At 60.8% G+C, this 24,017-nt stretch carries 20 protein-coding genes; 13 read left to right on the forward strand and 7 right to left on the reverse strand.

What is annotated here, in order from left to right; translation table 11 throughout:
• Window positions 1–25 precede the first annotated feature (25 nt).
• Genes mfd through DBP26_RS14485 form a run of 3 tightly spaced genes read left to right on the forward strand, consistent with a single transcriptional unit; the run spans window position 26 to window position 6,809 of the window.
• Window positions 26–3,490, forward strand: a complete 3,465-nt coding sequence (mfd, locus tag DBP26_RS14475) for a transcription-repair coupling factor (protein ID WP_108238382.1) — start codon at window positions 26–28, stop codon at window positions 3,488–3,490.
• 9 nt (window positions 3,491–3,499) lie between these two features.
• Window positions 3,500–4,090: a CsiV family protein gene (locus DBP26_RS14480; RefSeq protein WP_108238383.1), complete on the forward strand. Its 591-nt coding sequence runs from the start codon at window positions 3,500–3,502 to the stop codon at window positions 4,088–4,090.
• 13 nt (window positions 4,091–4,103) lie between these two features.
• A complete protein-coding gene (locus DBP26_RS14485; RefSeq protein WP_108238384.1) occupies window positions 4,104–6,809 on the forward strand; it encodes a DEAD/DEAH box helicase in 2,706 nt (901 codons plus the stop codon).
• A 100-nt stretch (window positions 6,810–6,909) separates the two neighbouring features.
• On the opposite strand, the gene DBP26_RS14490 is transcribed toward DBP26_RS14485, so the two are convergent.
• Window positions 6,910–8,568, reverse strand: coding sequence for a VRR-NUC domain-containing protein (locus DBP26_RS14490; protein ID WP_108238385.1), 1,659 nt, complete (start codon window positions 8,566–8,568; stop codon window positions 6,910–6,912).
• A 150-nt stretch (window positions 8,569–8,718) separates the two neighbouring features.
• Here DBP26_RS14490 and DBP26_RS14495 point away from each other — a divergent pair, with 150 nt between their 5' ends.
• The 3 genes from DBP26_RS14495 to DBP26_RS14505 all read left to right on the forward strand — a co-directional run bounded on the left by DBP26_RS14495 (window position 8,719) and on the right by DBP26_RS14505 (window position 11,473).
• A complete protein-coding gene (locus DBP26_RS14495; protein WP_108238386.1) occupies window positions 8,719–9,246 on the forward strand; it encodes a nucleoside 2-deoxyribosyltransferase in 528 nt (175 codons plus the stop codon).
• Window positions 9,247–9,422: 176 nt separating this feature from the next.
• Window positions 9,423–10,163, forward strand: coding sequence for a response regulator (locus DBP26_RS14500; RefSeq protein ID WP_108238387.1), 741 nt, complete (start codon window positions 9,423–9,425; stop codon window positions 10,161–10,163).
• Window positions 10,160–11,473 (forward strand): HAMP domain-containing sensor histidine kinase, encoded by a 1,314-nt coding sequence (locus tag DBP26_RS14505; RefSeq protein WP_108238388.1) that lies wholly within the window; start codon window positions 10,160–10,162, stop codon window positions 11,471–11,473. The genes DBP26_RS14500 and DBP26_RS14505 overlap by 4 nt, the downstream gene beginning before the upstream one ends.
• A gap of 39 nt (window positions 11,474–11,512) precedes the next feature.
• Here the strand turns inward: DBP26_RS14505 and DBP26_RS14510 are convergent, their stop codons facing one another.
• Window positions 11,513–12,529 carry a LacI family DNA-binding transcriptional regulator gene (locus DBP26_RS14510; RefSeq protein ID WP_108238389.1) on the reverse strand — a complete coding sequence of 339 codons (1,017 nt, stop codon included), beginning with the start codon at window positions 12,527–12,529 and terminating at the stop codon, window positions 11,513–11,515.
• A gap of 269 nt (window positions 12,530–12,798) precedes the next feature.
• Here DBP26_RS14510 and DBP26_RS14515 point away from each other — a divergent pair, with 269 nt between their 5' ends.
• The 3 genes from DBP26_RS14515 to csrA all read left to right on the forward strand — a co-directional run bounded on the left by DBP26_RS14515 (window position 12,799) and on the right by csrA (window position 15,481).
• Window positions 12,799–13,314, forward strand: a complete 516-nt coding sequence (locus DBP26_RS14515) for a gluconokinase (protein ID WP_177411062.1) — start codon at window positions 12,799–12,801, stop codon at window positions 13,312–13,314.
• 115 nt (window positions 13,315–13,429) lie between these two features.
• A complete protein-coding gene (locus DBP26_RS14520) occupies window positions 13,430–14,782 on the forward strand; it encodes a GntP family permease (RefSeq protein WP_108238391.1) in 1,353 nt (450 codons plus the stop codon).
• A gap of 507 nt (window positions 14,783–15,289) precedes the next feature.
• A complete protein-coding gene (gene csrA, locus DBP26_RS14525) occupies window positions 15,290–15,481 on the forward strand; it encodes a carbon storage regulator CsrA (protein ID WP_108238392.1) in 192 nt (63 codons plus the stop codon).
• Window positions 15,482–15,711: 230 nt separating this feature from the next.
• On the opposite strand, the gene DBP26_RS14530 is transcribed toward csrA, so the two are convergent.
• Window positions 15,712–15,954 carry a DUF465 domain-containing protein gene (locus DBP26_RS14530; protein ID WP_108238393.1) on the reverse strand — a complete coding sequence of 81 codons (243 nt, stop codon included), beginning with the start codon at window positions 15,952–15,954 and terminating at the stop codon, window positions 15,712–15,714.
• A gap of 100 nt (window positions 15,955–16,054) precedes the next feature.
• A complete protein-coding gene (locus DBP26_RS14535) occupies window positions 16,055–16,657 on the reverse strand; it encodes a helix-turn-helix domain-containing protein (protein WP_218565128.1) in 603 nt (200 codons plus the stop codon).
• Between the two features lie 134 nt (window positions 16,658–16,791).
• On the opposite strand from DBP26_RS14535, the gene DBP26_RS14540 reads away from it, so the two are divergent.
• Complete coding sequence (locus DBP26_RS14540) at window positions 16,792–18,051, forward strand: YbfB/YjiJ family MFS transporter (RefSeq protein ID WP_108238395.1); 1,260 nt, start codon at window positions 16,792–16,794, stop codon at window positions 18,049–18,051.
• Here the strand turns inward: DBP26_RS14540 and DBP26_RS14545 are convergent.
• Together DBP26_RS14545 and DBP26_RS14550 are read right to left on the reverse strand one after the other, a co-directional pair.
• The gene (locus DBP26_RS14545) at window positions 18,048–18,989 is read right to left on the reverse strand and encodes a ketopantoate reductase family protein (RefSeq protein WP_108238396.1); all 942 of its coding nucleotides are present in this window, start codon (window positions 18,987–18,989) and stop codon (window positions 18,048–18,050) included. The genes DBP26_RS14540 and DBP26_RS14545 overlap by 4 nt on opposite strands.
• Window positions 18,990–19,173: 184 nt before the next feature.
• The gene (locus DBP26_RS14550; protein ID WP_108238397.1) at window positions 19,174–20,604 is read right to left on the reverse strand and encodes a pyridine nucleotide-disulfide oxidoreductase; all 1,431 of its coding nucleotides are present in this window, start codon (window positions 20,602–20,604) and stop codon (window positions 19,174–19,176) included.
• On the opposite strand from DBP26_RS14550, the gene DBP26_RS26865 reads away from it, so the two are divergent.
• Entirely contained in the window at window positions 20,590–21,132 is a 543-nt protein-coding gene (locus DBP26_RS26865) for a hypothetical protein (RefSeq protein WP_146749673.1), read from the forward strand. The genes DBP26_RS14550 and DBP26_RS26865 overlap by 15 nt on opposite strands.
• Window positions 21,133–21,459: 327 nt before the next feature.
• Here DBP26_RS26865 and DBP26_RS14555 read toward each other — a convergent pair whose 3' ends face one another.
• A complete protein-coding gene (locus tag DBP26_RS14555) occupies window positions 21,460–22,209 on the reverse strand; it encodes an IclR family transcriptional regulator (protein ID WP_108238398.1) in 750 nt (249 codons plus the stop codon).
• Between the two features lie 104 nt (window positions 22,210–22,313).
• Between DBP26_RS14555 and DBP26_RS14560 the strand changes: the two genes are divergently transcribed.
• Complete coding sequence (locus DBP26_RS14560; RefSeq protein ID WP_108238476.1) at window positions 22,314–23,459, forward strand: MFS transporter; 1,146 nt, start codon at window positions 22,314–22,316, stop codon at window positions 23,457–23,459.
• 235 nt (window positions 23,460–23,694) lie between these two features.
• Window positions 23,695–24,015 (forward strand): hypothetical protein, encoded by a 321-nt coding sequence (locus DBP26_RS14570; protein ID WP_108238400.1) that lies wholly within the window; start codon window positions 23,695–23,697, stop codon window positions 24,013–24,015.
• Window positions 24,016–24,017: the final 2 nt, after the last annotated feature.

Here is a 24,017-nt window from a genome sequence, read left to right on the forward strand (position 1 = left end):
CGCAACGCCTGGAGCCTTACCTTCCGTGCCCGTTCTGCGCCTACCGATTCTTCCCGCCGCCTCCGGCAAACAACTGTGGGGCAACCTGCCCGGTGCCGCCCAGAGTCTGGCGATTGCCGAGGCCGCGAGCGCCGCGAAACGCTTCACCCTGCTGCTGACCGCCGACAGCCAGAGCGCCGAGCGGCTGGAGCAGGAATTGAAGTTCTTCGCCCCCGACCTGCCAGTGCTGCACTTCCCTGATTGGGAAACCCTGCCCTACGACCTGTTTTCGCCCCACCAGGACATCATTTCCCAGCGCATCGCCAGCCTCTATCGGCTGCCGGAGCTGGTGCACGGCGTGCTGGTGGTCCCCATCACCACCGCCTTGCACCGCCTGGCCCCGACGCAGTTCCTGCTCGGCAGCAGTCTGGTGCTGGACGTGGGCCAGAAACTCGACGTCGAAGCCATGCGCACGCGCCTGGAAGCCAGCGGCTACCGCTACGTCGACACGGTCTATGAACACGGCGAATTCACCGTGCGCGGCGCGCTGATCGATCTGTTCCCCATGGGCAGCAAGTTGCCCTACCGGATCGACCTCTTCGATGACGAAATCGAAACCCTGCGCACCTTCGAGCCGGACACTCAGCGCTCCATCGACAAGGTCGATTCGGTGCGCCTGCTGCCGGCCAAGGAATTTCCGTTGCAGAAAGAGGCCGTGGTGCGATTCAAGGCGCGTTTCCGCGAGCGCTTCGACGTCGACTTCCGCCGCAGCCCGATCTTCCAGGACCTCAACAGCGGCATTACGCCCGCGGGCATCGAGTACTACATTCCGCTGTTCTTCGAGGAAACCTCCACCCTCTTCGACTATCTCCCCCAGGACACTCAGGTGTTTTCGTTGCCAGGGATCGAAACGGCGGCGGAGACTTTCTGGAAAGACGTGCGCAACCGCTATGAAGAACGTCGTGTCGACCCGGATCGGCCGCTGCTGCCGCCTGACGAGCTTTTCCTGCCGGTGGAAGACTGCTTCGCTCGCCTGAAAAGCTGGCCACGGGTGGTGGTCAGCCAGGACGATGTGGACACCGGCGTGGGTCGCGAGCGCTTCCCGGCCCAGGCGTTACCGGACCTGGCCATCGAAGCCAAGGCCAACCAGCCGCTGGCGGCACTGTCCCGTTTCCTGGACGGGTTCGCGGGCCGGGTGCTGTTCACTGCCGAATCGGCGGGCCGTCGGGAAGTGCTGCTGGAATTGCTCGACCGCCTGAAACTGCGCCCGAAGACCGTGGACAGTTGGCAGGGGTTCGTCGACAGCACGGAGCGGCTGGCGATCACCATCGCGCCGCTGGACGAAGGCCTGGCGCTCGATCAACCGGCGCTGGCACTGATCGCCGAAAGTCCGTTGTTCGGCCAACGCGTGATGCAGCGTCGTCGCCGCGACAAGCGGATGGACGGGCACGCCAACGATGCCGTGATCAAGAACCTTGCCGAGCTGCGCGAGGGCGCGCCGGTGGTGCACATCGATCATGGTGTGGGACGCTACCTGGGCCTGGCCACGCTGGAGGTGGAAAACCAGGTCGCCGAATTTCTCATGCTGGCCTATGCCGACGACGCCAAGCTGTATGTACCGGTCGCCAACCTGCACCTGATCGCCCGCTACACCGGCAGCGACGACGAGCTGGCGCCGTTGCATCGGTTGGGTTCCGAGGCCTGGCAGAAAGCCAAGCGCAAGGCCGCCGAGCAGGTGCGCGACGTGGCGGCCGAGCTGCTCGACATCTACGCCCGTCGCGCCGCCCGCGAAGGCTATGCCTTCGCCGATCCGAAACTGGACTACGAAACCTTCAGCGCAGGCTTTCCTTTCGAAGAAACGCCGGACCAGCAAACCACCATCGAAGCGGTGCGCGCCGACATGCTGGCGCCCAAACCAATGGACCGCCTGGTCTGCGGCGACGTGGGTTTCGGCAAGACCGAGGTGGCCATGCGCGCCGCGTTCATCGCCGTACATGGCGGTAAACAGGTGGCGATCCTCGTGCCCACCACCCTGCTTGCCCAACAGCACTACAACAGCTTTCGCGACCGCTTCGCCGACTGGCCGGTGAAGGTCGAGGTCATGAGCCGCTTCAAATCGACCAAGGAGGTCAACGCCGCCATCGCCGACCTGGCCGAGGGCAAGATCGACATCGTCATCGGCACCCACAAGCTGTTGCAGGACGACGTCAAGATCAAGAACCTGGGCCTGGTAATCATCGACGAAGAGCACCGCTTCGGGGTCCGTCAGAAGGAACAGCTCAAGGCGCTGCGCAGTGAGGTCGACATCCTGACGCTGACTGCCACGCCGATTCCCCGCACCCTTAACATGGCCGTGGCTGGCATGCGCGACCTGTCGATCATCGCCACGCCACCCGCCCGCCGGCTGTCGGTGCGCACCTTCGTGATGGAGCAGAACAAGCCCACGGTCAAGGAAGCGCTGCTGCGTGAGCTGCTGCGTGGCGGTCAGGTCTATTACCTGCACAACGACGTCAAGACCATCGAGAAGTGCGCCGCCGATCTGGCCGAGCTGGTGCCCGAAGCGCGTATCGGCGTCGGTCACGGGCAGATGAACGAGCGCGAGCTCGAGCAGGTGATGAGTGACTTCTACCACAAGCGTTTCAATGTGCTGATCGCATCGACCATCATCGAAACGGGCATCGACGTGCCCAGCGCCAACACCATCATCATCGAACGCGCCGACAAGTTCGGCCTGGCCCAGTTGCACCAGTTGCGTGGCCGTGTCGGGCGCAGTCACCACCAGGCTTACGCCTACCTGTTGACGCCGCCGCGCAAGCAGATCACCCCCGATGCGGAAAAGCGCCTGGAAGCCATCGCCAACACCCAGGACCTGGGCGCGGGCTTCGTGCTGGCGACCAACGACCTGGAAATCCGCGGTGCAGGCGAATTGCTCGGCGAAGGCCAGAGCGGCCAGATCCAGGCCGTGGGCTTCACGCTGTACATGGAGATGCTCGAACGTGCGGTGAAGTCGATCCGCAAGGGCGAGCAGCCGAACCTGGAGCAGCCACTGGGCGGCGGGCCGGAAATCAATTTGCGGGTGCCGGGGCTGATTCCGGAGGACTACCTGCCGGACGTGCATGCGCGGCTGATTCTCTATAAACGCATCGCCAACGCGGCCGACGAAGACGGGCTCAAAGACCTTCAGGTGGAAATGATCGACCGTTTCGGCCTGCTGCCCGAACCCACCAAGAACCTGGTGCGCATGACCTTGCTCAAACTCAAGGCCGATCAACTGGGCATCCGGAAGATCGACGCAGGGCCACAAGGGGGCCGCATCGAGTTCGGCGCCGAGACCCCTGTCGACCCGCTGACGCTGATCAAGCTGATTCAAGCCCAACCCAAGCGTTACAAATTCGAAGGCGCCACGCTGTTCAAGTTCATGGTACCGATGGAACGACCCGAGGAGCGTTTCAACATCATCGAAGCGCTGCTCGAACGCCTGACACCGCAGCCCTCTACGAAATCGTCATAAGGACTCACCATGCGCGTGTTTCGCTCACTCGCCCTGCTGCTGACGCTGGTCGCTCCGATTGCATTGGCCGCAGAACTGGACACGGATGCGGTCGCTGCACCGGACACCTCGTTTGTCGCGGGCAATTTCAATTACCAGGTGGAGCTCATCCTGTTCCGTCAGAACGGTGAGCCGGCTGCCACCAACCAAAGGGCGCCGGAAGACTGGGCCGCAGGTGCGCAGGCCTTGGGCGCCGAGAGCAAGACCTCCACGACCCTCGACGCTCTGGTGGGCAAACTGGCCGCCAGTCAGGGCTATCAGGTCCTGCTTCACCGGGCCTGGCAGCAGCCCCTGAGCGCCACCCCGAGCCGAGTGGCGATCAGCGACGGGCAGGCGCAATTCGGCCATTATCCGATCGAAGGCACCGTGAGCCTGAGCCTGGCGCGTTTTACCGACATCGACGCCAATTTCTGGGTCAACCAGCTCGACGATCATGGGGTGCTGGTGAGCAGCGAACGCATGCGTCAGGCAACACGTGTCAGAAATGGTGAATTGACCTATCTGGATAATGGAAGCCTGGCCATGCTGATCAAGGTTTCTCCGCTTCCAGCACCCCGCTGACGAAGGGCAAGACGTGTCATCGTTACTGGAAAAAGCCCTGTCCCTGCCATGGGAACCGTTGTTCAAGGCCCAGAGCCTGGAACGCGGGCTCAGCTATGCCCGTGAACACCGCATCGTGGTCCAGCAGTTGATGCCCGATCTGGTTCGCACGGCGTGCCGGGGGTCTGCGCTGCAGACCTACGTGCAGACCTTGCAATTCAAGGACCCCGACCGCACTCGTCACTTCGTGGTGGGGGTTTGCACCTGCCCGGTGAGAAACAACTGCAAGCACTGCGCGGCCGCGTTGTATTACTTGAGCGACCCGGAAAACAAACCCGGGGTTCTGGCCGCCGTCGAGCGGGAAAGACCGGTCGCCGAGGCCCCTGCCACGCCCAGCTCGCCGTTGCCGGAGCGTATCGAGAAAAAGATCAAGCCTCAGCCACGTCTGACACTCGCCAGTTTCGAATTCAGCGCCTACGAACCTCGCAACGGCAAAATGCAACGACACGTCCAGCATCGCGCCGCCCTGGCGTTTCGTTATCGTGAGCTGTACGCCTCAGGCATCCCGGCACCGGGGCGGCCCAGCGATCTGCTCTGGCATCTGAAGGAGGAAACCCTGCGCCTGCGCCGCCACCTGGACCTTGAGGCGCAGTACCGCAAACAGCTTCAGGATCTGGGTTTTCGCATCGCGACTCGCCAGAGCAAGGCCCTGCCCGACAGCGCCGGCGAAATGCTGGAACTGCCCACCGACAAGGCCTGGCTGACTTTCATGCTCGACGAATTGCCGAAACTGCGCGCGAGCGGCTGGCAGATCGAAATGGCGCCGGACTTCGGTTTTGACGTTACCCCGGTCGAGGACTGGTATGCCGTTGTCGACGAACAGCCGGAACGCGACTGGTTCGATCTGGAACTGGGGATCATCGTCAACGGCGAGCGCCTGAGCCTGTTGCCGATCCTGATCAACCTGCTGCGCACCCACCCGGAACTGATGAGCCTGGAGGGGATCGCCAAGCGTCGCGACGACGAACAATTGCTGGTGCAGCTCAACCACTTCACCCAGCGCGGCGGCGGTCCGATTCAGGTTGCGCTGCCCTACGGACGGCTGCGCCCGGTGCTTGCGACACTGGGCGACTTTTACTGGCGCGAGGACGGCAACCACTCCATCCGGGTGAAAACGGCGGATGCCGGGCGCCTCACCCACCTCGACGATATGCCCTTGGTGTGGCAAGGCGGCGACCGTCTGCGGCAATTCGCCGAACGCCTGGTCAACATCAAGGACGCGCGGGTGACGCCCCCCGATGGCCTGAATGCCACACTGCGCCCCTACCAGCTGGAAGGTCTGAGCTGGATGCAGGCCCTGCGTGAGCTCGAAGTGGGCGGCGTGCTGGCCGACGACATGGGGCTTGGCAAAACCCTGCAGACCCTCGCCCACTTGCTCAAGGAAAAGGAGGCTGGGCGTCTGACCCATCCAGCGCTGGCGGTCATGCCGACCAGCCTGATCCCGAACTGGATGGACGAAGCGAAGCATTTCACAGCGCCACTCAAAGTGCTGGCCCTCTACGGCGCCAACCGGCACCTGGACTTCAACCGCCTGAACGAATACGACCTGATTCTGACCACCTACGCACTGCTGCCCCGAGACGTCGAGATCCTGGGCAAACAGCTGTTCCATGTGCTGGTGCTGGATGAGGCGCAGTACATCAAGAACCCTGGCAGCAAGGCGGCGCAGGCGGCGCGCCAATTGAACGCCCGCCAGCGCCTGTGCCTGAGTGGTACCCCGCTGGAAAACCATCTGGGGGAGCTGTGGTCGTTGTTCCACTTCCTGATGCCCGGATGGCTGGGGGATGCCAAACAATTCGGCAGCAATTACCGCACCCCCATTGAGCGCCTGGGCGACGAGGCGCGCTTGCAGCACCTGAACGCGCGCATCAGGCCGTTCCTGCTGCGGCGCACCAAGGAACAGGTCGCCACCGAGTTGCCGCCGAAGACGGAAATCGTGCATTGGGTCGAGCTCAACGATGCGCAGCGTGACGTCTACGAGACCATGCGCCTGGCGATGGACAAAAAGGTGCGTGACGAGATCACCGCCAAGGGGGCGGCGCGCAGCCAGATCATCATCCTGGAAGCCTTGCTCAAGCTGCGGCAGGTTTGCTGCGACCTGCGGCTGGTGAAGAGCGCCCCGGCGACGGGGCGCCATTCCAGCTCGGCCAAGCTGGAAAGCCTGATGGATATGATCGAAGAATTGCTCGCGGAGAATCGCAGGATTCTCCTGTTCTCGCAGTTCACCTCGATGCTCGAACTGATCGAAGCCGAACTGGCTCAACGCGGTATCGCCTACGCCCTGCTGACCGGCCAGACCCGGGACCGGCGCACCCCGGTGCAAGAGTTTCAAAGTGGCAAACGCCCGATCTTTCTGATCAGCCTCAAGGCAGGCGGTACAGGCCTAAATTTGACCGCCGCCGACACGGTGATCCATTACGACCCCTGGTGGAACCCGGCGGCGGAAAACCAAGCGACCGATCGCGCTTACCGGATCGGGCAGGAAAAGCCGGTCTTCGTCTACAAGATGATCGCCCGCGGCACGGTGGAAGAAAAAATCCAGCACCTGCAGCAGGAGAAGTCGGCACTGGCAGCGGGCATTCTGGACGGCCGCAAGGCGGGGGACTGGAAGCTGCAAGAGGAAGACATCGAAGCGCTGTTCGCCCCGCTGCCTGCGCCGCCGAAAAAAGTGAAACGCTGACGTCACGCTCCCGCGCAGGAGCGTGGCCGCAGTGACCGGCTGAAGCCCGACGTCCGATGCCGGTCGACGACGCCCCTGCGTGCCTTCGCGCTCGAAGGCCTCAACCTGCCAGGGCCGAGTCTTGTGTCCACTGCACGTAACACACCACCACCGGCATGCCATGCTCGGCGCAGAAGTCCAACCAGCGCAATTGGTTGTCCTGCAGCCGATCACCCGGCCCTTTTACCTCGATCATGCGGTAGCTGCGCTGCGCCGGATAGAACTGGATCAGATCGGGCATCCCCGTGCGGTTGGCTTTGATGTCTTGCAGCAACCGGCGGAACCAGCGCTCGAGGTGATGCGGCGCAAGGCAATGGAGTGCCTGTTCCAAGAGCGCCGGGGTCAGCGCTCCCCAGGACACGAACGGCGATTGCAGGCCGAATTTATCCAGATAACACTGCCGGATCGTCGAGAGGTAACGCTCGTCACCGAGCTGGCTCAGGCACGCCTCGAACAGGTCCGCACGCCGGGTGTAGAAGTCCGGGCTGTAGAGGTCGCTTGGCGCACTGTGGAAGGGATGAAAGAACGCCCCCGGCACTGGCGCGAACACCGCTGGCCAGCACAGCAGGCCGAACAGTGAATTGATCAGCGCATTCTCGACGTAATGCACTTCACTGCCCTCTTCGCTCAGGTGCAACTGAATCAGTTTCTCGACGCTGTGACCAGGCAGCGGCATCACGCTCAGGTCGAGCCGGGTCACCGCGCGCGTCACGCGCCTGCCCGTCGCGCCCTGACCGAGCTTTTTCAGCAGACGAGGCTGGATACGCAACAAGTGCTGGGATTCCGCTTCGTTTTCAGGGGCCGCTTGCGCCTGTTGCAACAGGACAAGCGCTTGCGCGTAGTGACCGGAACGCTCCAGCACCCGGATTCTGCGCACCCGCGCGCCGGGATAACGGGACTGTTCATAGACCGCCAGCGCCAGGGTCAGGTCCTGATCGCGTTCGGCCTGGTAACCGATCTGGTACAGCAGCTTGGCGCGACGCATCGCCAGCCAGGGGTTATCCGTGCGGATGGCCAGTGCCTGAGCCGCCAGTTCGCTGAGCACGGCGCTGTCATCCAGCGCCTGTCGGCAAAGGTGCAATGCGAGGCAGACGTCAATATCGGCGCGCTGACTGATGCCTCGCGACTCGACGGAAAATTCGACTTTTTCGTAACGGTAGATGCCCAGGTCAGCGAGGACGAATTCGGACCATTCCTGATGCAGATTGCCGAAATACAACAGCCGAAGGCGATCGCACAGGGGCATGATTTCCAGCGAAAAGACCACCTCTTCCATGCCTGCAAACCATTCGGCCAAGGGCAGTGGCGCCGGATAGTGCGGCACCAACCGCTCCAGCAGTTGGGCCTTCTTCTCGGTGCTTTTGGGGGCGTGAACAGTGAAACACTGCGTCAGTTCCTCCTTGCGCAACAATGCAAACAGCGCCTGGAGGTCCAGAAGCGGCGTGTCGTCGACCCAGCCGCGTTCGATCAACGGCGCGACCGCCCGATGAACGTCACCGATCTCTGCGTAGTTCAGCTTGCTGGTACGGAACAACGTGCCCTTGCGCATGATCATGCGCACCAGCAGCGCCTGGGCGGCTTGGGGCAAATCGGCGAATGCTCCAATGAAGCGCTGCTCTTCAGGGTCGAGCAGGTCGTCATAACGCTGGGCGATCCACGTGAGGGCCTGGCGAAAATTCTCGAGGTAGTAAAACGGATTGTCGAGGGGCAAAAGGCTCACAACGGGGTCACACTGGCAGCCATGAAAACGGTGAGGATACTGTTTATCCGTACAGAGTCCACCCCCGATTGCCGTCTTGGCTGCATGAGCTGATCAATGGCAACTGAAGTTGCCGCTAGAATGCCCGGATCTTCTTCCAAGGACCTCCCGATGCCGCTCTCTCGCCCTCCCCAGGTCTACCTCGCCGGATTCGATGTGTTCCGCCACGACGCCATCGACAGGGGACGCTACCTCAAGGCCCTGTGCGAGGCCCAGGGACTGGAGGGGCTCTACCCTTTCGATAATGAAGTCCCGGCGGGCCTGCCGCCCGAAGAGACGGCCACGCTGATCTGCAATGCCAACATCGCCATGATCCGCCGTTGCGATGCCGTCGTCGCCAACCTGAACTGCTTCCGCGGGGCCGAACCAGACTCAGGGACTGCATTCGAAGTGGGCATGGCGGTCGCGCTGGGCAAACCGGTCTGGGCCTATTTCGACGACCTCGGCAGCCTGCGGCACCAGGTCAAGCACGATGCGCAGGGCTTCGACGGCCAAGGGTTCCAGGTCGAAGACTTCCAATTGCCGAAAAACCTGATGCTCGCCTGCACCTGGGCAGGCAGCAGCGCGACCCCTGAACTTGCGATCGCAGCCTTGGCACGCTGGCTTGGCGAGCCTGCCGGTCATGACCTTGATCGCTGACTACCGTGGCGGCCGCCTGCCAGGCGACGTGACCTTCTCGACACCGGGCCGGTTTTTTTGAATCGCCATGTAGGCTACGCAGTGTCAGATACAGTGCAATACAAAGGGTCGCGGGCAACCCTGTCGCGACTGGGTAAGATACGCCGCAGACCAATGACAATGAGGGTAGCGAGACCATGGAGCACGTCGACCACATTCTGATCGTGGATGATGATCGGGAAATCCGGGAGCTGGTGGGCAATTACCTGAAAAAGAACGGCCTGCGCACCACGGTGGTGGCCGACGGCAGGCAGATGCGCGCCTTTCTCGAGTCGACTCCGGTTGACCTCATTGTGTTGGACATCATGATGCCGGGGGACGATGGCCTGCTGTTGTGTCGAGAACTGCGTTCCGGCAAGCACAAGACCACGCCGGTGCTGATGCTCACTGCGCGTAGCGACGAAACCGACCGCATCATCGGGTTGGAGATGGGCGCTGACGACTACCTGGTCAAGCCGTTTGCCGCGCGGGAGCTGCTGGCGCGGATCAATGCCGTGCTGCGTCGCACCCGCATGTTGCCGCCGAACCTCATTGTCAGCGAATCCGGGCGGCTGCTGGCCTTCGGCAAGTGGCGCCTGGACACCACGGCACGCCACCTGTTGGACGCCGAAGGCACGGTAGTCGCCCTCAGCGGCGCCGAATACCGCCTGCTGCGCACCTTCCTCGACCACCCGCAACGGGTGCTCAGCCGTGATCAGTTGCTCAACCTGACCCAAGGCCGCGACGCCGACCTGTTCGATCGCTCCATCGACCTGCTGGTCAGTCGCTTGCGTCAGCGCCTGCTGGACGATGCCCGCGACCCCGCCTACATCAAGACCGTGCGCAGTGAAGGCTATGTGTTCACCTACGCGGTGGAAATCCTCGGGGACTCGGTATGAAGGCAGGCTTCGGGTGGCCGCGCACGCTTGCATCGCGGTTGTCGCTGATTTTCCTGATCAGCCTGGTGCTGGCCCACGGCATGTCCTTCGGCTTGCAATTCTACGAGCGCTACCAAAGCGCGATGACCATGATGCTGGGCAACATGCAGCAGGATCTGACCACCACCCTCGCCATGCTCGAGCGCTTGCCCGCCGAAGAGCGGGCCGCATGGCTACCGCGCTTCGAACACCCGAACTATCGCTACGTCCTGGGTACCGGCCAGACCGGTACGCCGATGGACATGAACAAAGCACCGATCTCGGTGCATACGATGCAGGCGGCACTGGGCCGCGATTATCCAGTGGTGTTCAACACGATCCCCGACAGCCGCCCGCACTATCAGGCGCACCTCACCCTGCGCGACGGCAACCCGCTCACTATCGATGTGCGCCCGGCCATCACGCCATTGTCGCCTTGGCTGCCATTGCTGCTGATCGGGCAACTGGTGTTATTGGTGACCTGCACCTGGCTGGCGGTGCGAACGGCGATCCGCCCGTTGACCCGCCTGTCCCAGGCCGTGGACACGCTGGACCCTAACGGCGAGGGCATCCGCCTCGACGAAAGCGGCCCCACGGAAGTCGCCTACGCAGCTGTGGCGTTCAATTCGATGCAACAACGCATCGCCACCTACGTGAAGGAGCGGATGCAGTTGCTGGCGGCCATTTCCCACGACCTTCAAACGCCCATCACCCGCATGAAGCTGCGCGCCGAATTCATGGACGACGGCATCGAGAAAGACAAGCTGTGGAGCGACCTGAACGAAATGCAGCATTTGGTTCAAGAGGGCGTGGCCTATGCCCGCAGCATGGACACCTCCACCGAACCGCCGAAACGCGTGAACCTGGATGCCTTTCTCGACAGCCTGGTGTTCGACTATCAGGACATGAACCAATCGGTGCAGTTGAGTGGTAAAGCACAAGCGGTAATCGACACTCGCCCCCATGCGTTGCGTCGGGTGCTGGTGAACCTCACCGACAATGCGCTGAAATTCGCTGGCGCAGCGGAGGTTCAGGTGCAGTCCCAAGGCGAACAAGGGGTGTCGATTCAGGTGCTGGATCGCGGGCCGGGCATTTCGCAGGCGGAGCTGGCTGAAGTGCTCAAGCCGTTCTACCGGGTGGAGAGTTCGCGCAACCGCGACACAGGCGGCACCGGGCTGGGCCTGGCAATCGCTCAGCAGCTGGCGAGGGCATTGGGCGGCTCGCTGACGCTGTCCAACCGTGACGGCGGCGGCCTGTGTGCCGAGCTCAAGCTGCCGCGCACCCTGGCCTGACGTCCCATGGAGCCAACTCGGGCAGCGGTTTTCCGGGGGTCAGGTGCTTTCCCGGATCACCAGCTCGAAGCCCAGATCGACCTGGGCCTGCTGCACGTTGCCGTCCAGCAACCCTAGCAACAACTGCGCGGCGCGTTGCCCCACCTGCTCGCGGGGCGTGCGGATCGAGGTCAGACGCGGCACCATGTGTGCAGAACCCGGCAGGTCGTTGAAGCCGATCAGCGACACCTGTTCAGGGATGCGGATCCCCCGTCGCAATGCCTCCAGCGTCGCCCCCTGGGCCAGGTCATCGTTGCAGAAAAAGATGCCGTCCACGTCCGGGTGCTCATCCAGCAGCCGGGCGAACATCTCGCCCCCCAGGCCAATGGATGACGGCAGCGGAGTGGCCATCTGCAGCGCTTCGTCGTACAGGCCCTGCGCTTCCAGCGCACTGCGAAAGCCGGCGCCACGCTGAATGACCCGAGGGTCCAGCTGCGCCGACACATACGCCAGGCGTCGACGCCCGCGGCTCAACAGGTGCTGCGCCGCTGCTGCCCCCGCCTGCTGCTGCGAGAACCCGACGCAGGGCTCGGCACGACTGGGGTCCAGTTCCATCATGTGGACACAGGGCACCCCGCTGGCCGCCAACAATTGTTGCGCCGCGTGGCTGCGATCGAAGCCGGTCAGCAAGATACCCCGCGGCCGGTTCGCCAAGTGGCTGCGGAGCAGGTTTTCCTCTTCGACGGGCGAATAATGGTAGTTGCCGATCACCACTTCCAGGCCACGCGGGCGCAGGACGTTCTGAATGGCTTCGAGGGTCTCGATGAACAACTGGTTGGACAACGACGGCACTAACACCACTACCGACTGGCTTTGCGACGACGCGAGCGCTCGCGCGGCAGGGTTGGCGACATAGCCTAGACTTTGCGCAGCTGCCTGGACTTTCTCTACCAGCTCCGGCGCCACCGTGGCCACGCCACGCAGCGCGCGAGACGCCGTGATAGGCGAGACGGCGGCCAGTTTTGCGACTTCGGTGAGGGTAGGACGACCGGTGGAACGGGAACCAATGCGTGTCATGCGTTGCCAACTGAACGTAGGAAAAGCTCAAGGGGTTGCGATTGTGTCTGATGGGCTCTAAGGTAGCGCTATCCCACGGAGGCCCGCAACTTTTCGATCGTCCTGTCGAAAGAAGAGATGTATCTCATGGATCAGCGAGATACCCATAACAATGACTACACCCGGAAACAGCCTTGCCGGCCTTGCACACGATTCGGCAAAGACAGCGCTGTCTTCGGGGCGAGGTTTTTATGACTACTGCTTCACATGCAATCTCCGCCCTCGTGATCATGGGTGTTTCAGGCTGCGGCAAAAGTGCCGTGGGTGCTGAAATCGCCAAACGCAGCGGCGGCCGCCTCATCGAGGGCGACGCCTTCCATCCCAAAGCCAACATCGACAAGATGAGCGCTGGCCATCCCCTCAACGACGACGACCGCGCTGGCTGGTTGACCCGCCTCGGGGAAGAAGTTGCGGCGGCCTTGCGTAATGGCGAGAAACCGGTCCTGACCTGCTCCTCCCTCAAGCTGATCTACCGCGATCGCTTGCGCGCCGCCGTGCCGGGCCTGGGGTTCGTGTTTCTGGAACTCACCAAGGAACTGGCGACCGAGCGCTGCTCGCACCGCCCTGGCCACTTCATGCCGGCCAGCCTGGTCGACAGTCAATTCGCGACGTTGGAACCGCCTTACGGAGAAGACCGCACGCTGGTCGTGGATGCGACTCAGCCGATCGAGACCATCGGCGCTGACGCAGCGGCATGGTGGAGCGCGTCGCAAACCTCATCTGCCACCGCTCTTACCGGCTCCTGATCGCGGGACCGGCGTGAGCGAAAAAGACAGCGCTGTCTTTTCGTGTACACAAGGCAGTGAACAACAGCGTTGAGCAGTAGCTCCAAAAAAACAAAATACAACGGAGAGACACCCCATGTTCGGTATGACTCAAGACACGTATCTACTCGTAGATGCGCTGGTGACCATCATCGGCCTCGTGCTATTGATCACCAAGTTCAAGGTCCACCCTTTTATTGCATTGACCATTGCGGCTGGTTTTCTCGGGCTGACCTCCGGGATGCCGGTCGAAAAAGTGATGAAATCCTTCCAGGACGGCTTCGGGGGCGTGCTGGGCTTCGTCGGCATCATCCTCGGGCTGGGCACCATGCTCGGCAAGCTGATGGCCGACTCCGGCGGCGCCGACCAGATCGCCCAGACCTTGATTCGCCGCTTCGGCAAGGAGCGCGTGCACTGGGCCATGATGTTTTCGGCGTTTCTGGTGGGTATCCCACTGTTCTTCGAAATCGGCTTCGTGCTGTTGATTCCGCTGGTGTTCATCGTGGCTCGTCGCAGCGGCGTGTCCATCGTCAAGATCGGCATTCCGCTGCTGGCCGGCCTGTCCGCGGTTCACGGCCTCGTCCCTCCGCATCCGGGCCCTTTGCTGGCGATCGGCATCTTCAACGCCGACATCGGCAAGACCATTTTCTATGGTCTGATCGTAGCGTTCCCAACAGCGATCATTGCCGGTCCAATCTTCGGAAAATGGATTGCCAAACACATTCCCGGCAACCCGTCCAAAGACCTGATGGATCAGATTGCCAAGGAATCGACTAACGAAAACCTGCCCAGCTTCGGCATTACCCTGCTGACCATCCTGCTGCCGGTTTTCCTGATGCTGTTGAAGACCTTCGCTGACGTGGCGCTGCCCAACGGTCACATTTTCCGCATCTGGATGGACTTCATCGGCCACCCGATCGCCGCCCTGCTCTTTGCGCTGCTGCTGGCGTTCTACACCTTCGGTTCGGCCCGTGGCTTCAGCCGCGAGCAGATCATCAAGCTGCTGGACCAGAGCCTGGCGCCAGTGGCCGCCATCGTGCTGATCGTGGGTGCCGGGGGTGGTTTCAAACAAATGCTGGTGGACAGCGGCGTCGGTAACCTGATCGGCCACATGGCGGTGCAGGCGCAGATTTCGCCTATTCTGCTGGCGTGGCTGGTGGCGGCCGTGATTCGGATCGCCACCGGCTCTGCTACCGTGGCGACCATCACCGGTGCTGGTATCGTCGCACCCGTGGTCGCGATGGTGCCTGGGGTCAACCGGGAACTGCTGGTACTGGCCACCGGCGCAGGTTCCTTGATCCTGTCCCATGTGAACGACGCAGGCTTCTGGCTGGTCAAGCAATACTTCAACATGACCGTGACCGAAACCCTGAAGACCTGGACAGTGATGGAAACCATCCTGTCGGTGGTCGGTATCATCCTCATCATGCTGTTGTCGCTGGTGGTCTGATTCCAGACGGCTACATCCCATGCCCACCCGCCGCGGTGGGCATGTCTTTTCTCTTTCACGTCATCCCTTCCTGAAACCTCCGATCCCGCCGTGGGGATGGCGAGATTTCGGTGCACTCTCTTATACTTTGCGTTCGCGCTATACGGAATTCTCCTACACTCCACTAGGAGATGACGTACAAGCGGCCTAATGAAAATTTCATCGCCACTTGGCATGTGTTCTTTGCAATAAATGCGAAAGGAGTGTGCAATAGGCGCCGCCCCGGACTTGGCTATGAGGGTAATAGCGAATCCATACGGGGAATTACCGCCAAAAGCAGGCAAAATTCGTACACCGTCTGGCCTCAGGAACCCGAGCCAATGACAAGAAGATGAACCTGGGGAATTAAAATCATGCCAAAGGCGTCTTACGGATGACGCATTTGGATGCAATCGGCAACCACCATCACCCAAGGCTACGGCCAGCCTCTTGGCAGAGGCGTTCCACGAGGCCATCAAGGAAAAGATTATGTTGATACTCACCCGCAAAGTCGGCGAAAGCATAAACATTGGTGACGAAATCACCGTCACCATTCTGGGCGTACAGGGCTTGCAGGTCCGTCTCGGAATCAATGCGCCGAAAAACGTTTCGGTGCACCGTGAAGAGATTTACAAACGCATCCAGGCCGAAATTGCACCGAACAACCAAGAGCAGCAGTGAGCCGTCCGGTTCATCTTCTCTGATTGGCGTCGGCCGTAATGTGGGCCGATAAAATAAACGGCGTATTCCCCGGCGCCGTTTTTTTTCGTCTATTGGATCCATTCACGACTTCAGCGCATTGGACGCAGTGCAACTAAGCAGCGCCGGAAGGGCAACTTGACCAGGGCCCGAAACGAAAACGGCCCGAGTCTGGAGACTCGGGCCGCGCCGTTAATCAACGAACCCTCGGTTCATTGGCTGTAAGAAACGTGTTTGACGATTTTATCTTTGACCACTAGCCGCTCTTCCTTAAGCCGTTTGAGCTGATCGTCCGAAACATCCCCCGCGGATCCAGACTCGGCTTCGACGATGTCGGCATCGAGCGACTCATAACTGTCGATCAAACTATTGAGCTTGGGATCCTTGCCCCGCATTTTGATCACTTCTTCCTTGGCGATACTCAAATCCGCGTACAAATCGTGCTTGACCGGCATGTCGGGCTCTCCTCTTGCGCCAGATGTCGAGTAGTTGAGGGTAGCTCACGGCGAAGGTTCGGTTTTTTTGCCACGCAGCGCACGGAGCGGTGGGTGGCTTTCACGGCCGGATCAACACCTTGACCATCGACGCAGCGGTGCTGCGCAAACGGGCTTCGTCCTGATACACACGCTCCATGACGACAACGCCGCGCGTGAAGGTCGACACCAGGCGCGACGCCTCGCTGGCCGTCAGGTTGAGTGTAGCGTTCTGTTCTTCGAGGACGAATCGGGTCTGCAGCAAGGCTTCGATGTCATCGAGCATTCCCTGCAGGGCTGTGCGAATGGTCTCGACTTCGGAAATACCGTCGACAGCCGTCTTGGTGGTCAAACAGCCGCGGGTCGGCGTGCCTTCGGTCATCGAGGTAATGATGAAATCGAAAAAACCTTCGAGCGCCACCTTGATCGATGGGTCAGCCAGGGCCGCGGCCATGTGGCCGGTCATGCGTTGTCGATAGCGGTCGAACACCTTGAGGAACAACTGCTCCTTGCCCTGATAGGCGTTGTAAAGCGAGCCCCGCAACACGCCGGTGGCTTGCGCCAAATCCTGCATCGACGTCGCGCTGAGGCCTTTCTGCCAGAACACGTTTAACGCCAGATCCAGTGTACGGTCCTCGTCGAATTGCCTCACACCCGCCATGACTTCAGCTCTCCCACTGTGCATTGACCTGCCGCCGATCGAGCCACGAACAGGTAGGAGTGAAGTTGACCTCATTCTTGTCAGCGCTGTCAATTTTGACTAGCATGGCAAACATGACATCGGTGTCAAACATTCCCCCATTGCATTCGGGTGCGCATATGCAGCCTTCCTCGGTTTCAGAAGACACACCACAAGCACTCTCCTCCTCCGCCGCGCCCATCCCCTGGCATGCCATCATCGCCGGGCTGTGTGCCACGCTGGTCGGCATCGGCCTCGCGCGCTTTGCCTACACGCCGCTGATTCCGCCGTTGATCGAGAATCACTGGTTCGCCACCTCAGCCATCATCGTCCTGAGCGCTGCCAACCTGGCGGGCTATTTCATCGGCGCGCTGCTGGGGCGCCCCTTGGCGCGCAGATTGACGAACCGCCACACCCTGCGACTGATGATGGTGCTGGTCACGCTATCCTTTGCCGGCTGTGCCGTGCCGTTCTCCACTCTCTGGTTCTTCGCATGGCGCTTCGTTTCCGGTCTCGCCGGTGGGGCGATCATGGTTTTGGTGGCCTCCACGGTCCTTCCACACATTCCGGGAACCCGCAAAGGTCTGGCCAGCGGCGCGATCTTCTTCGGGCTGGGGCTGGGCATTGCGGCATCCGGCACGCTGGTGCCTCTGCTGCTGGACATGGGGTTGCGCGTAACATGGCTGGGCCTGAGCCTGTTCTGTGCGCTGCTCACCGCCGTGAGCTGGACCGGCTGGCCGACTGCGGCGGCGCCTGTCTCTTCCGCCCCTGGGCACGCATCGGCACCCCGCCCTCATCGCCATGCGCTATTCCTCAGAATGACGTACGCCCAGTTCGGGCTGATGGCGATCGGGCTCGTGCCACTGATGGTATTTCTGGTGGATTTCGTCGCCCGAGACCTGGGCATGGGTGCACACGTCGGGGCGCTGTATTGGATCGTGTATGGGGTCGGCGCGTTGATCGGTCCCATGCTCTACGGTGCCATTGCCGACTGGATGGGCCCGACCCGTGGTATCCGCCTGGTTTTGGTGATTCAGGCGCTGGTCGTCGGCCTGCTTTATACCGCCCATGACGGCCTGATGATTGCCGCATTGACGTTGGTCATCGGCACTTTCCCGCCCGGCATCGTGCCGCTGGTCCTGGCGCGGATCCATGAGCTGTTGCCTCATGATCCCAGCGCACAAGGTGCGGCCTGGAGCCGAGCGACCACGGCATTCGCGCTGCTGCAAGCCGTCTCCGGCTACGGGTACTCCCTACTGTTCAATGGCAGCGGCGGCAATCATCGTCTGCTGTTTCTGATCGGCACTGGCGCGTTGCTGCTTGCCCTGCTGCTGGAACTGCTGGTGCGCGCCTTCGCCAGCAGTAAGAAACACCCGAACCGCCCGATCGAAGTCGCTTAGCCGCGCTCGCGCAATCGCCGCGCTTCGTAGGATTTAAGGTGCAGATAAACCGTGTCCAGCGTCGATAACCCGCCTTTGGCATGCTTATCGGCGCTCGAACGCCGGGCGACAAGGTCGCCGATCACATGCTCGACTTCGATCGGTGCGCCCCGCTCGATATCACGCAGCATCGAGGCGGTCATCTTCGAACCCCGAGTGGTCAGCATCGTTTGAAAGCGTTGCCGCACGTCGCGGCGCAGGGGGTACCCGGCGTTTTCGGCGATGCTCGCGCATTCAGCCAATAACTGCAGCACCCATGCCTCCCCGCCGCTGGCCATGACATCGCCGATGCTCGCGCGCAAAGCGCCCGTCACACCTGCTCCCGTGGCAATGAAACACCATTTTTCCCACATTTCCTGGACGATCTGCTGGCTCAGGTTGGCGTCAAATCCAGCGTCGGCCAGTGCGTCGGCGACTTTCAAGATGCGCTGCGACACGGCACCGCTCAATTCGCCGAACGACAACTGATTCGTGTCGTTCAAGTGCAGGATCGCGCCGGAGGCATCGCGGTCCAGAGAAATCAGGCACTGCCCGCCCAGCACGTTGCCCGGAGCGAAGCGCTCGGCCAGGCGGTCCAGATGAGCCATGCCATTGAGCAGTGGCAGGATGAGCGTCTCGGCGCCCACTGCCGCCGCGAAGGACTCCATCGCCGCGTCGAGGTCATAGGCCTTGCAACTGAGGAGGATCAGGTCGAAGGTCTGATCCAGCATGGGCGTCATCACCAGAGGCGGCGATGGATACACGATATTGCCCAACGGGCTGCGTACGATCAGGCCGTCGCGGTCCAGCTCCTCTGCCCTGGTGGGACGCACCAGAAGCGTCACGTCGCGCCCCGCCTCGAGCAACCGCCCCCCGAAATAACCGCCAATCGCACCTGCACCCACGATCAAAATTCGCATGTTCTGTCGGTTCCTTGTGGAGTCAATCAGAGGTGTCCGGACACCCAGAATAGATGAAGCCGTCGACTCTATCCAAAAGCAGCATGATGACCAACATATTGCTGCGCATGATCGTTGAAATATTTCAGGCAAAAAAAATCCCGAATCCCTCCAAGGGACTCGGGATACCGGGTAGCAGGCGGCGTCAGGACGGCGCATTGGCCAGGACGGGCCAGATGAACGGCTGACGCTGCTCTTCGCGGTTGGCCACGCGCCGGCGCGCCACACTGACCGGCTGGACCACCGGCTGTTGCAGGCGAGCCAGGACCGCATCGATCACCGCGCCACTGGCGTCGTTGTGGAATTGCCAAACGCCGTAGATCCGGCCGTCGAACGACGCTTCGCTGCCCAGGCGAGGATCGACCCCCAGCCCTGCGCCCAAGCCGAACAGGTGCAGGCCGTACAAGCGTTGACCGCTGCTGTCCAGCGGGCAACCCGAAGGGTCGGAATCCAGCCCGCCCTTGACCTCCATCAGCCGGATGGCGCCGCCGCCGGCGTAACTCAGCACAGGCAGCATCGGCTGATAGCCGGTGCACTGCACCACCACCTCCGACTCCGCCAGCGCCTGACGCGCCTGGTCGAAATGCCCAACCGGGCCTTCGAGCGTCTGCCACATGTGCAACCGCACGCCCGTCTTGCCGATGCGCCCTTTGGCCAGCGCTTCGCGCCCGACATCCAGCGCCCGATAGCGCAAGCCACCCGAACGATTCACGCGGCCCGACACCGGACACACATCCTTTTGAGGGTCGAAGGCATAGCCCGCTTCGAGCGCCGCTTCGGCGGTTTCGTAAAACAGACGTATCTGCGAGCGATGCACCAGCGTCACCTCGGTCAAACCGGCGAACTCCAACGCATCGGCGAGATTCTCGAGAACGGAGAACGCGCTGTGGGACCCTCCCACGACACAGATGCGGCCCTTGCGCGCCAGCGTTGAAGCGAACACATCACGCAGCTCCACGGCGTTCATGCGCAACAGCGTATCGGCACTGAGCACCCGGGCGGACGGGGGTACAGCCAAGCCTTGGTCGGCCAGGCTGTCGAGCAGGTGTTGCGGATCCTGGCGCCCCCCCAGATTGAGGACCAACGCGCGGCAACGAATTCGGCGCGTCCGCCCCTCGGCTTCCACCCACACATGGTACTCATCATCGTCCTGCACCACTTCCGTGATGGTGGTACGCGTCCAGAGCTTTACGCCGTAGTGCTCGACGATGAAATTCAGGACCAGGGTGGAAGCCTCCGCCAGCAATTCGGCCACATCGGCCAACTGCGGCGCGCTTTGCGCCTGGCGGCGGATACGCCAATACGCTGGCGAATGCTCCAGCGGCTCGAACACATCGCGCAGCGCGGGGTCACGCAGACAGTCCAGGAAAACATCGCCGACTGAGTTGGCCGTGATCCGATAATCCCCCAACCGCCCCGTTCCGGGATTAGGGCTGGCGTCGACAATGATCAGGCCTTCCCTGGCCAGCTCTGGCATCGCGCCGCTCTTCAAGGCGTTGAACAAGAACCCCATACCGGCTGGCCCCGCTCCCCCGACGACGCAACCGCACACGGTTTCCAGATGATCTCCATACATAATCGTGACTCCGAACTTAGTCGATATATTGGGACGCTGCCCACTGTTTGCCGGGACCCAACCCTGCAGGCACTGCTCAACGCCTGCCTAGATGCACTGCTGATTGTTTTTATTTGCGACCACTTGTTGTTGGCACACTTCCAATTGAGAAACGACTACCGATACCGTGGTCGTCAACGACAGTATGAAAGTTTGTATATGAAGAAGTACCGCTTACCTGAAATGGCACTCAGGCAGCCTTATGCGCTTTTTATCAAGAGAGACCAAAATCGAATGAGCCTGGTTGTCTCAGGCGACAACAGGGTCGGCGCATGGCATTTCAGTCGGGGACGCTACCGCCATCTCGCCGAGCGCTCTGTTTCAAGCCTTTCGCGGATAAGGGCCAAGCCCAGAAGTGAAAGTTCACGCTATTTAAGCGCTAGGTGGGTGAAGCCATGGTTTCAAAAAACAGGGGGAGTGTCAAATTTTCGAGAAAAAGGCGTTATGCAAATTTACTACCCACAACCTATTGATTTTTATCGTATTTAATTATTGACGCCAGAATAATATCGCCACCATTCTTTTGCATGCGTTTTTAATATGAAAAAAAAGCCGTTAGTTATTCAGTCCATCACGCCGTGAAGATTGATTGCACCCGTGAACACATCAGGAACTTGCCATTTTTTCGTCACGTCCTCGTTAGTTTTATCCGCTCGGTTGTTTTCAGTTATTCCTCTTCATGACGCCGACGGTCTGGCAAAAAAATGACGCTGTTAATTGAACTAGCAGGGGCAAACGCTGTGTGCTCGCGACAAGGGCGAGTCGCTTTTGCCCCCCGCGTCATGGGTCGAGAAGGTCTGACCATTCTCGGATTGATTACCCTCCAATCAACGCTTCTATCTCTGCTTTGCACTGAAGCAGCGCAGCTTTCAACGATTGGAAATTGTTGTGAAAACGCAGCGCAGGCACTGCAAGTGAGATCGCGTAATGCTCGGACAGTCCACTGCGGATACTTACGCCGATGCCGCAGACACCTTCAGCATGCTCCTCCTTGTCGACGGCCCATCCTTGCTGCCTGCCGACGTTCACTTCCGTGATCAAGGATCTCAGTGAAACGATGGTTGAAGCGGTCCGTTGCTCAAGCGGCTCGCTCAGCAACTGAGATAAAAACTCGTCTGGAAACATGCCTAGCAGTGCTTTGCCGTGGGCGGTGCAATGTATAGGAAACGCGGTACCCAAAGGAGAGACGACACGCAACTCCTGATCAGATGGATATTGATCGACAGATATGGCATGGAGCCCACGGTAGACGGAGACATCCACCGTCTCTCGCGTGCGACGTCCCAGGCCCTCAACGTACGGCCTGGCGATTGCCACCAAGTCGGTGTGGGCAGACGCTGCAAGTCGGACAAGCGCAGGCCCAAGGCGGACCCCCGAGCTGCCAGTCAATACCATTTGCTGAGCCTCAAGCGCTGACACAATGCGATGCACCGTTGTACGTGGCAATCCGGAAGCTTTAGAGATCTGACCGAGGCTCAATCCTTCTCGCTGGTTTTCCAAAGTTTTAAGCACCGCAGCCGCCCGTGCTATCACCTGCTTACCACTACCCTCTGCTTCGGACGTCACACTTCCTCCTTCGTCATTTGTCGGTCCTCCCATTGACAGCGGGAGGATCGCCTCACATGCTTTGTACCACCTGGCGGATAGCTGTTCCACTAATCGGACAAATCATGAAGTCACAACTTACGCGCGCAGGATCCTTCGTTCTGCTGGCGGTAGCAAGCCTGACCATTATGGTGGGGTGTGTCATCGTTCCCGGCTTGCCCACCATTGCGCGGCAGCTCGGGGTGGGGAATGCAGCGAGTTGGCTGGTCACCCTTCCGTCACTGGGAGTCATTATCTTCGGCCCGCTGGCGGGCAAGCTCATCGACCGTATCGGCCTGTATAAGGCCCTGTGCTTTGGGCTCTTTACTTATGGACTACTGGGAGTGGCGGGATTCCTGATCCTTGGGCCACTCGTGTTTGTCGACCGATTTTTTCTTGGCGGATCGACGGTACTGATCATGGCGGCCGGAACGGGTCTGATTTCGGAGTTCTACGAAGGCAAAGCTCGTCTGAACATGATTGCAAAGCAAGGCATGTCCATCGAACTCGGTGGGGTGATTTTTCTCTTCGTAGCTGGCGTGCTGGCGAACGTCGGATGGCAGTGGCCTTTCGTGCTTTACCTATCCTCTTGGGTGCTTCTCGCGTTGGTGCTGACGTGCGTACCTCAACCTGTTGTCGGCCAACATGCATGCGTACAACGTCAGCAGACAGCGACGCCATCGGCTGATTTGAGGGTCGTATACGCTTCAGCTGTGCTGTCCATGGCCGTGTTTTTCACCGCCATCATCATGCTTCCCCTTCGACTGCACGGTCTCGGACTAAACGAGGCCCAGGTTGGGTACTTTTTGTCTTATGTATCACTGATCGCGGTGTGCGCGGCCGCTATCATGCCAATCGCGGCGCGGAAGATGGGCGACTACAGCACGTTGATTGCTGGCTTCATAAGCTATGCCCTGGCACACCTGGCATTCATGACCGCAGAAGGCTTGGCACCGATGATCGAGGGAGGGCTTTGCCTGGGTCTCGGATTTGGATTAACCATTCCAATGGTCAACCACTTGACCATCGAGTTCAGCCACCCGGCACAGAGAGGCCGCAATCTGGCCTGGCTTTCCGTGGCAATTTTTGCCGGTCAGTTCATCTCATCATTCATGGACTTCATACCGGGTGGCCAGGCTCATGGGTTCCTTGGCGCAGCAGGTATCGCTGGAGTGGCCGTGGGTATTCTGGCGGTTAGTATCAGGACTCGGAGATCTAGACACGCCACCTGAGACATCCGGGAAAGCGTTCGACGGGTCATCTTGCGCGAGTGACGCTCAGTGCGCCGACTCCCGAAGACACGACGATCATCAATTTCCGTCATCTGCTGGAGCAGCATCCCAGGCCAAGCTGGCAATGCCCGATGAGCGGTAGCGCCTTTGGTAGAAAAAGGACGAACTATCTCGCGCTCACGCCGCTCCATACGCCATCTGTCGCTGACGCCGAAGGTACGAAGGAGCTGCCCTCATGGATATGAATGCTGAGAAAAACCGTCGGTCCAGCATCGCTGAAATCGACTATTCGCGTGACACCCTCTTCGGGCCAGTTCCCATGCAGGCCACCTGCAGGGTGAGGCTGTCCACCGTCGAGCAAAATGGGCAATCCTTACGTGAACTGGTCATTCTGGGCGCTGTGCCGGATTACCTATCCCGTTCGTCGATCATCCGTGTGGCATTGGACGGGCGAATCGAAGCTGGGCCGATCCGCGAACACGGTTCGGTCAAGGATGGGGACCAAGAGGCTTTCCGGCTGCTGTTCGAGGATGAGCAGCCACGACGGGTGCACTGACT

It is taken from the genome of Pseudomonas sp. RIT409, from assembly GCF_003052515.2.
In the GTDB taxonomy this organism is placed as follows: Bacteria; Pseudomonadota; Gammaproteobacteria; order Pseudomonadales; family Pseudomonadaceae; genus Aquipseudomonas.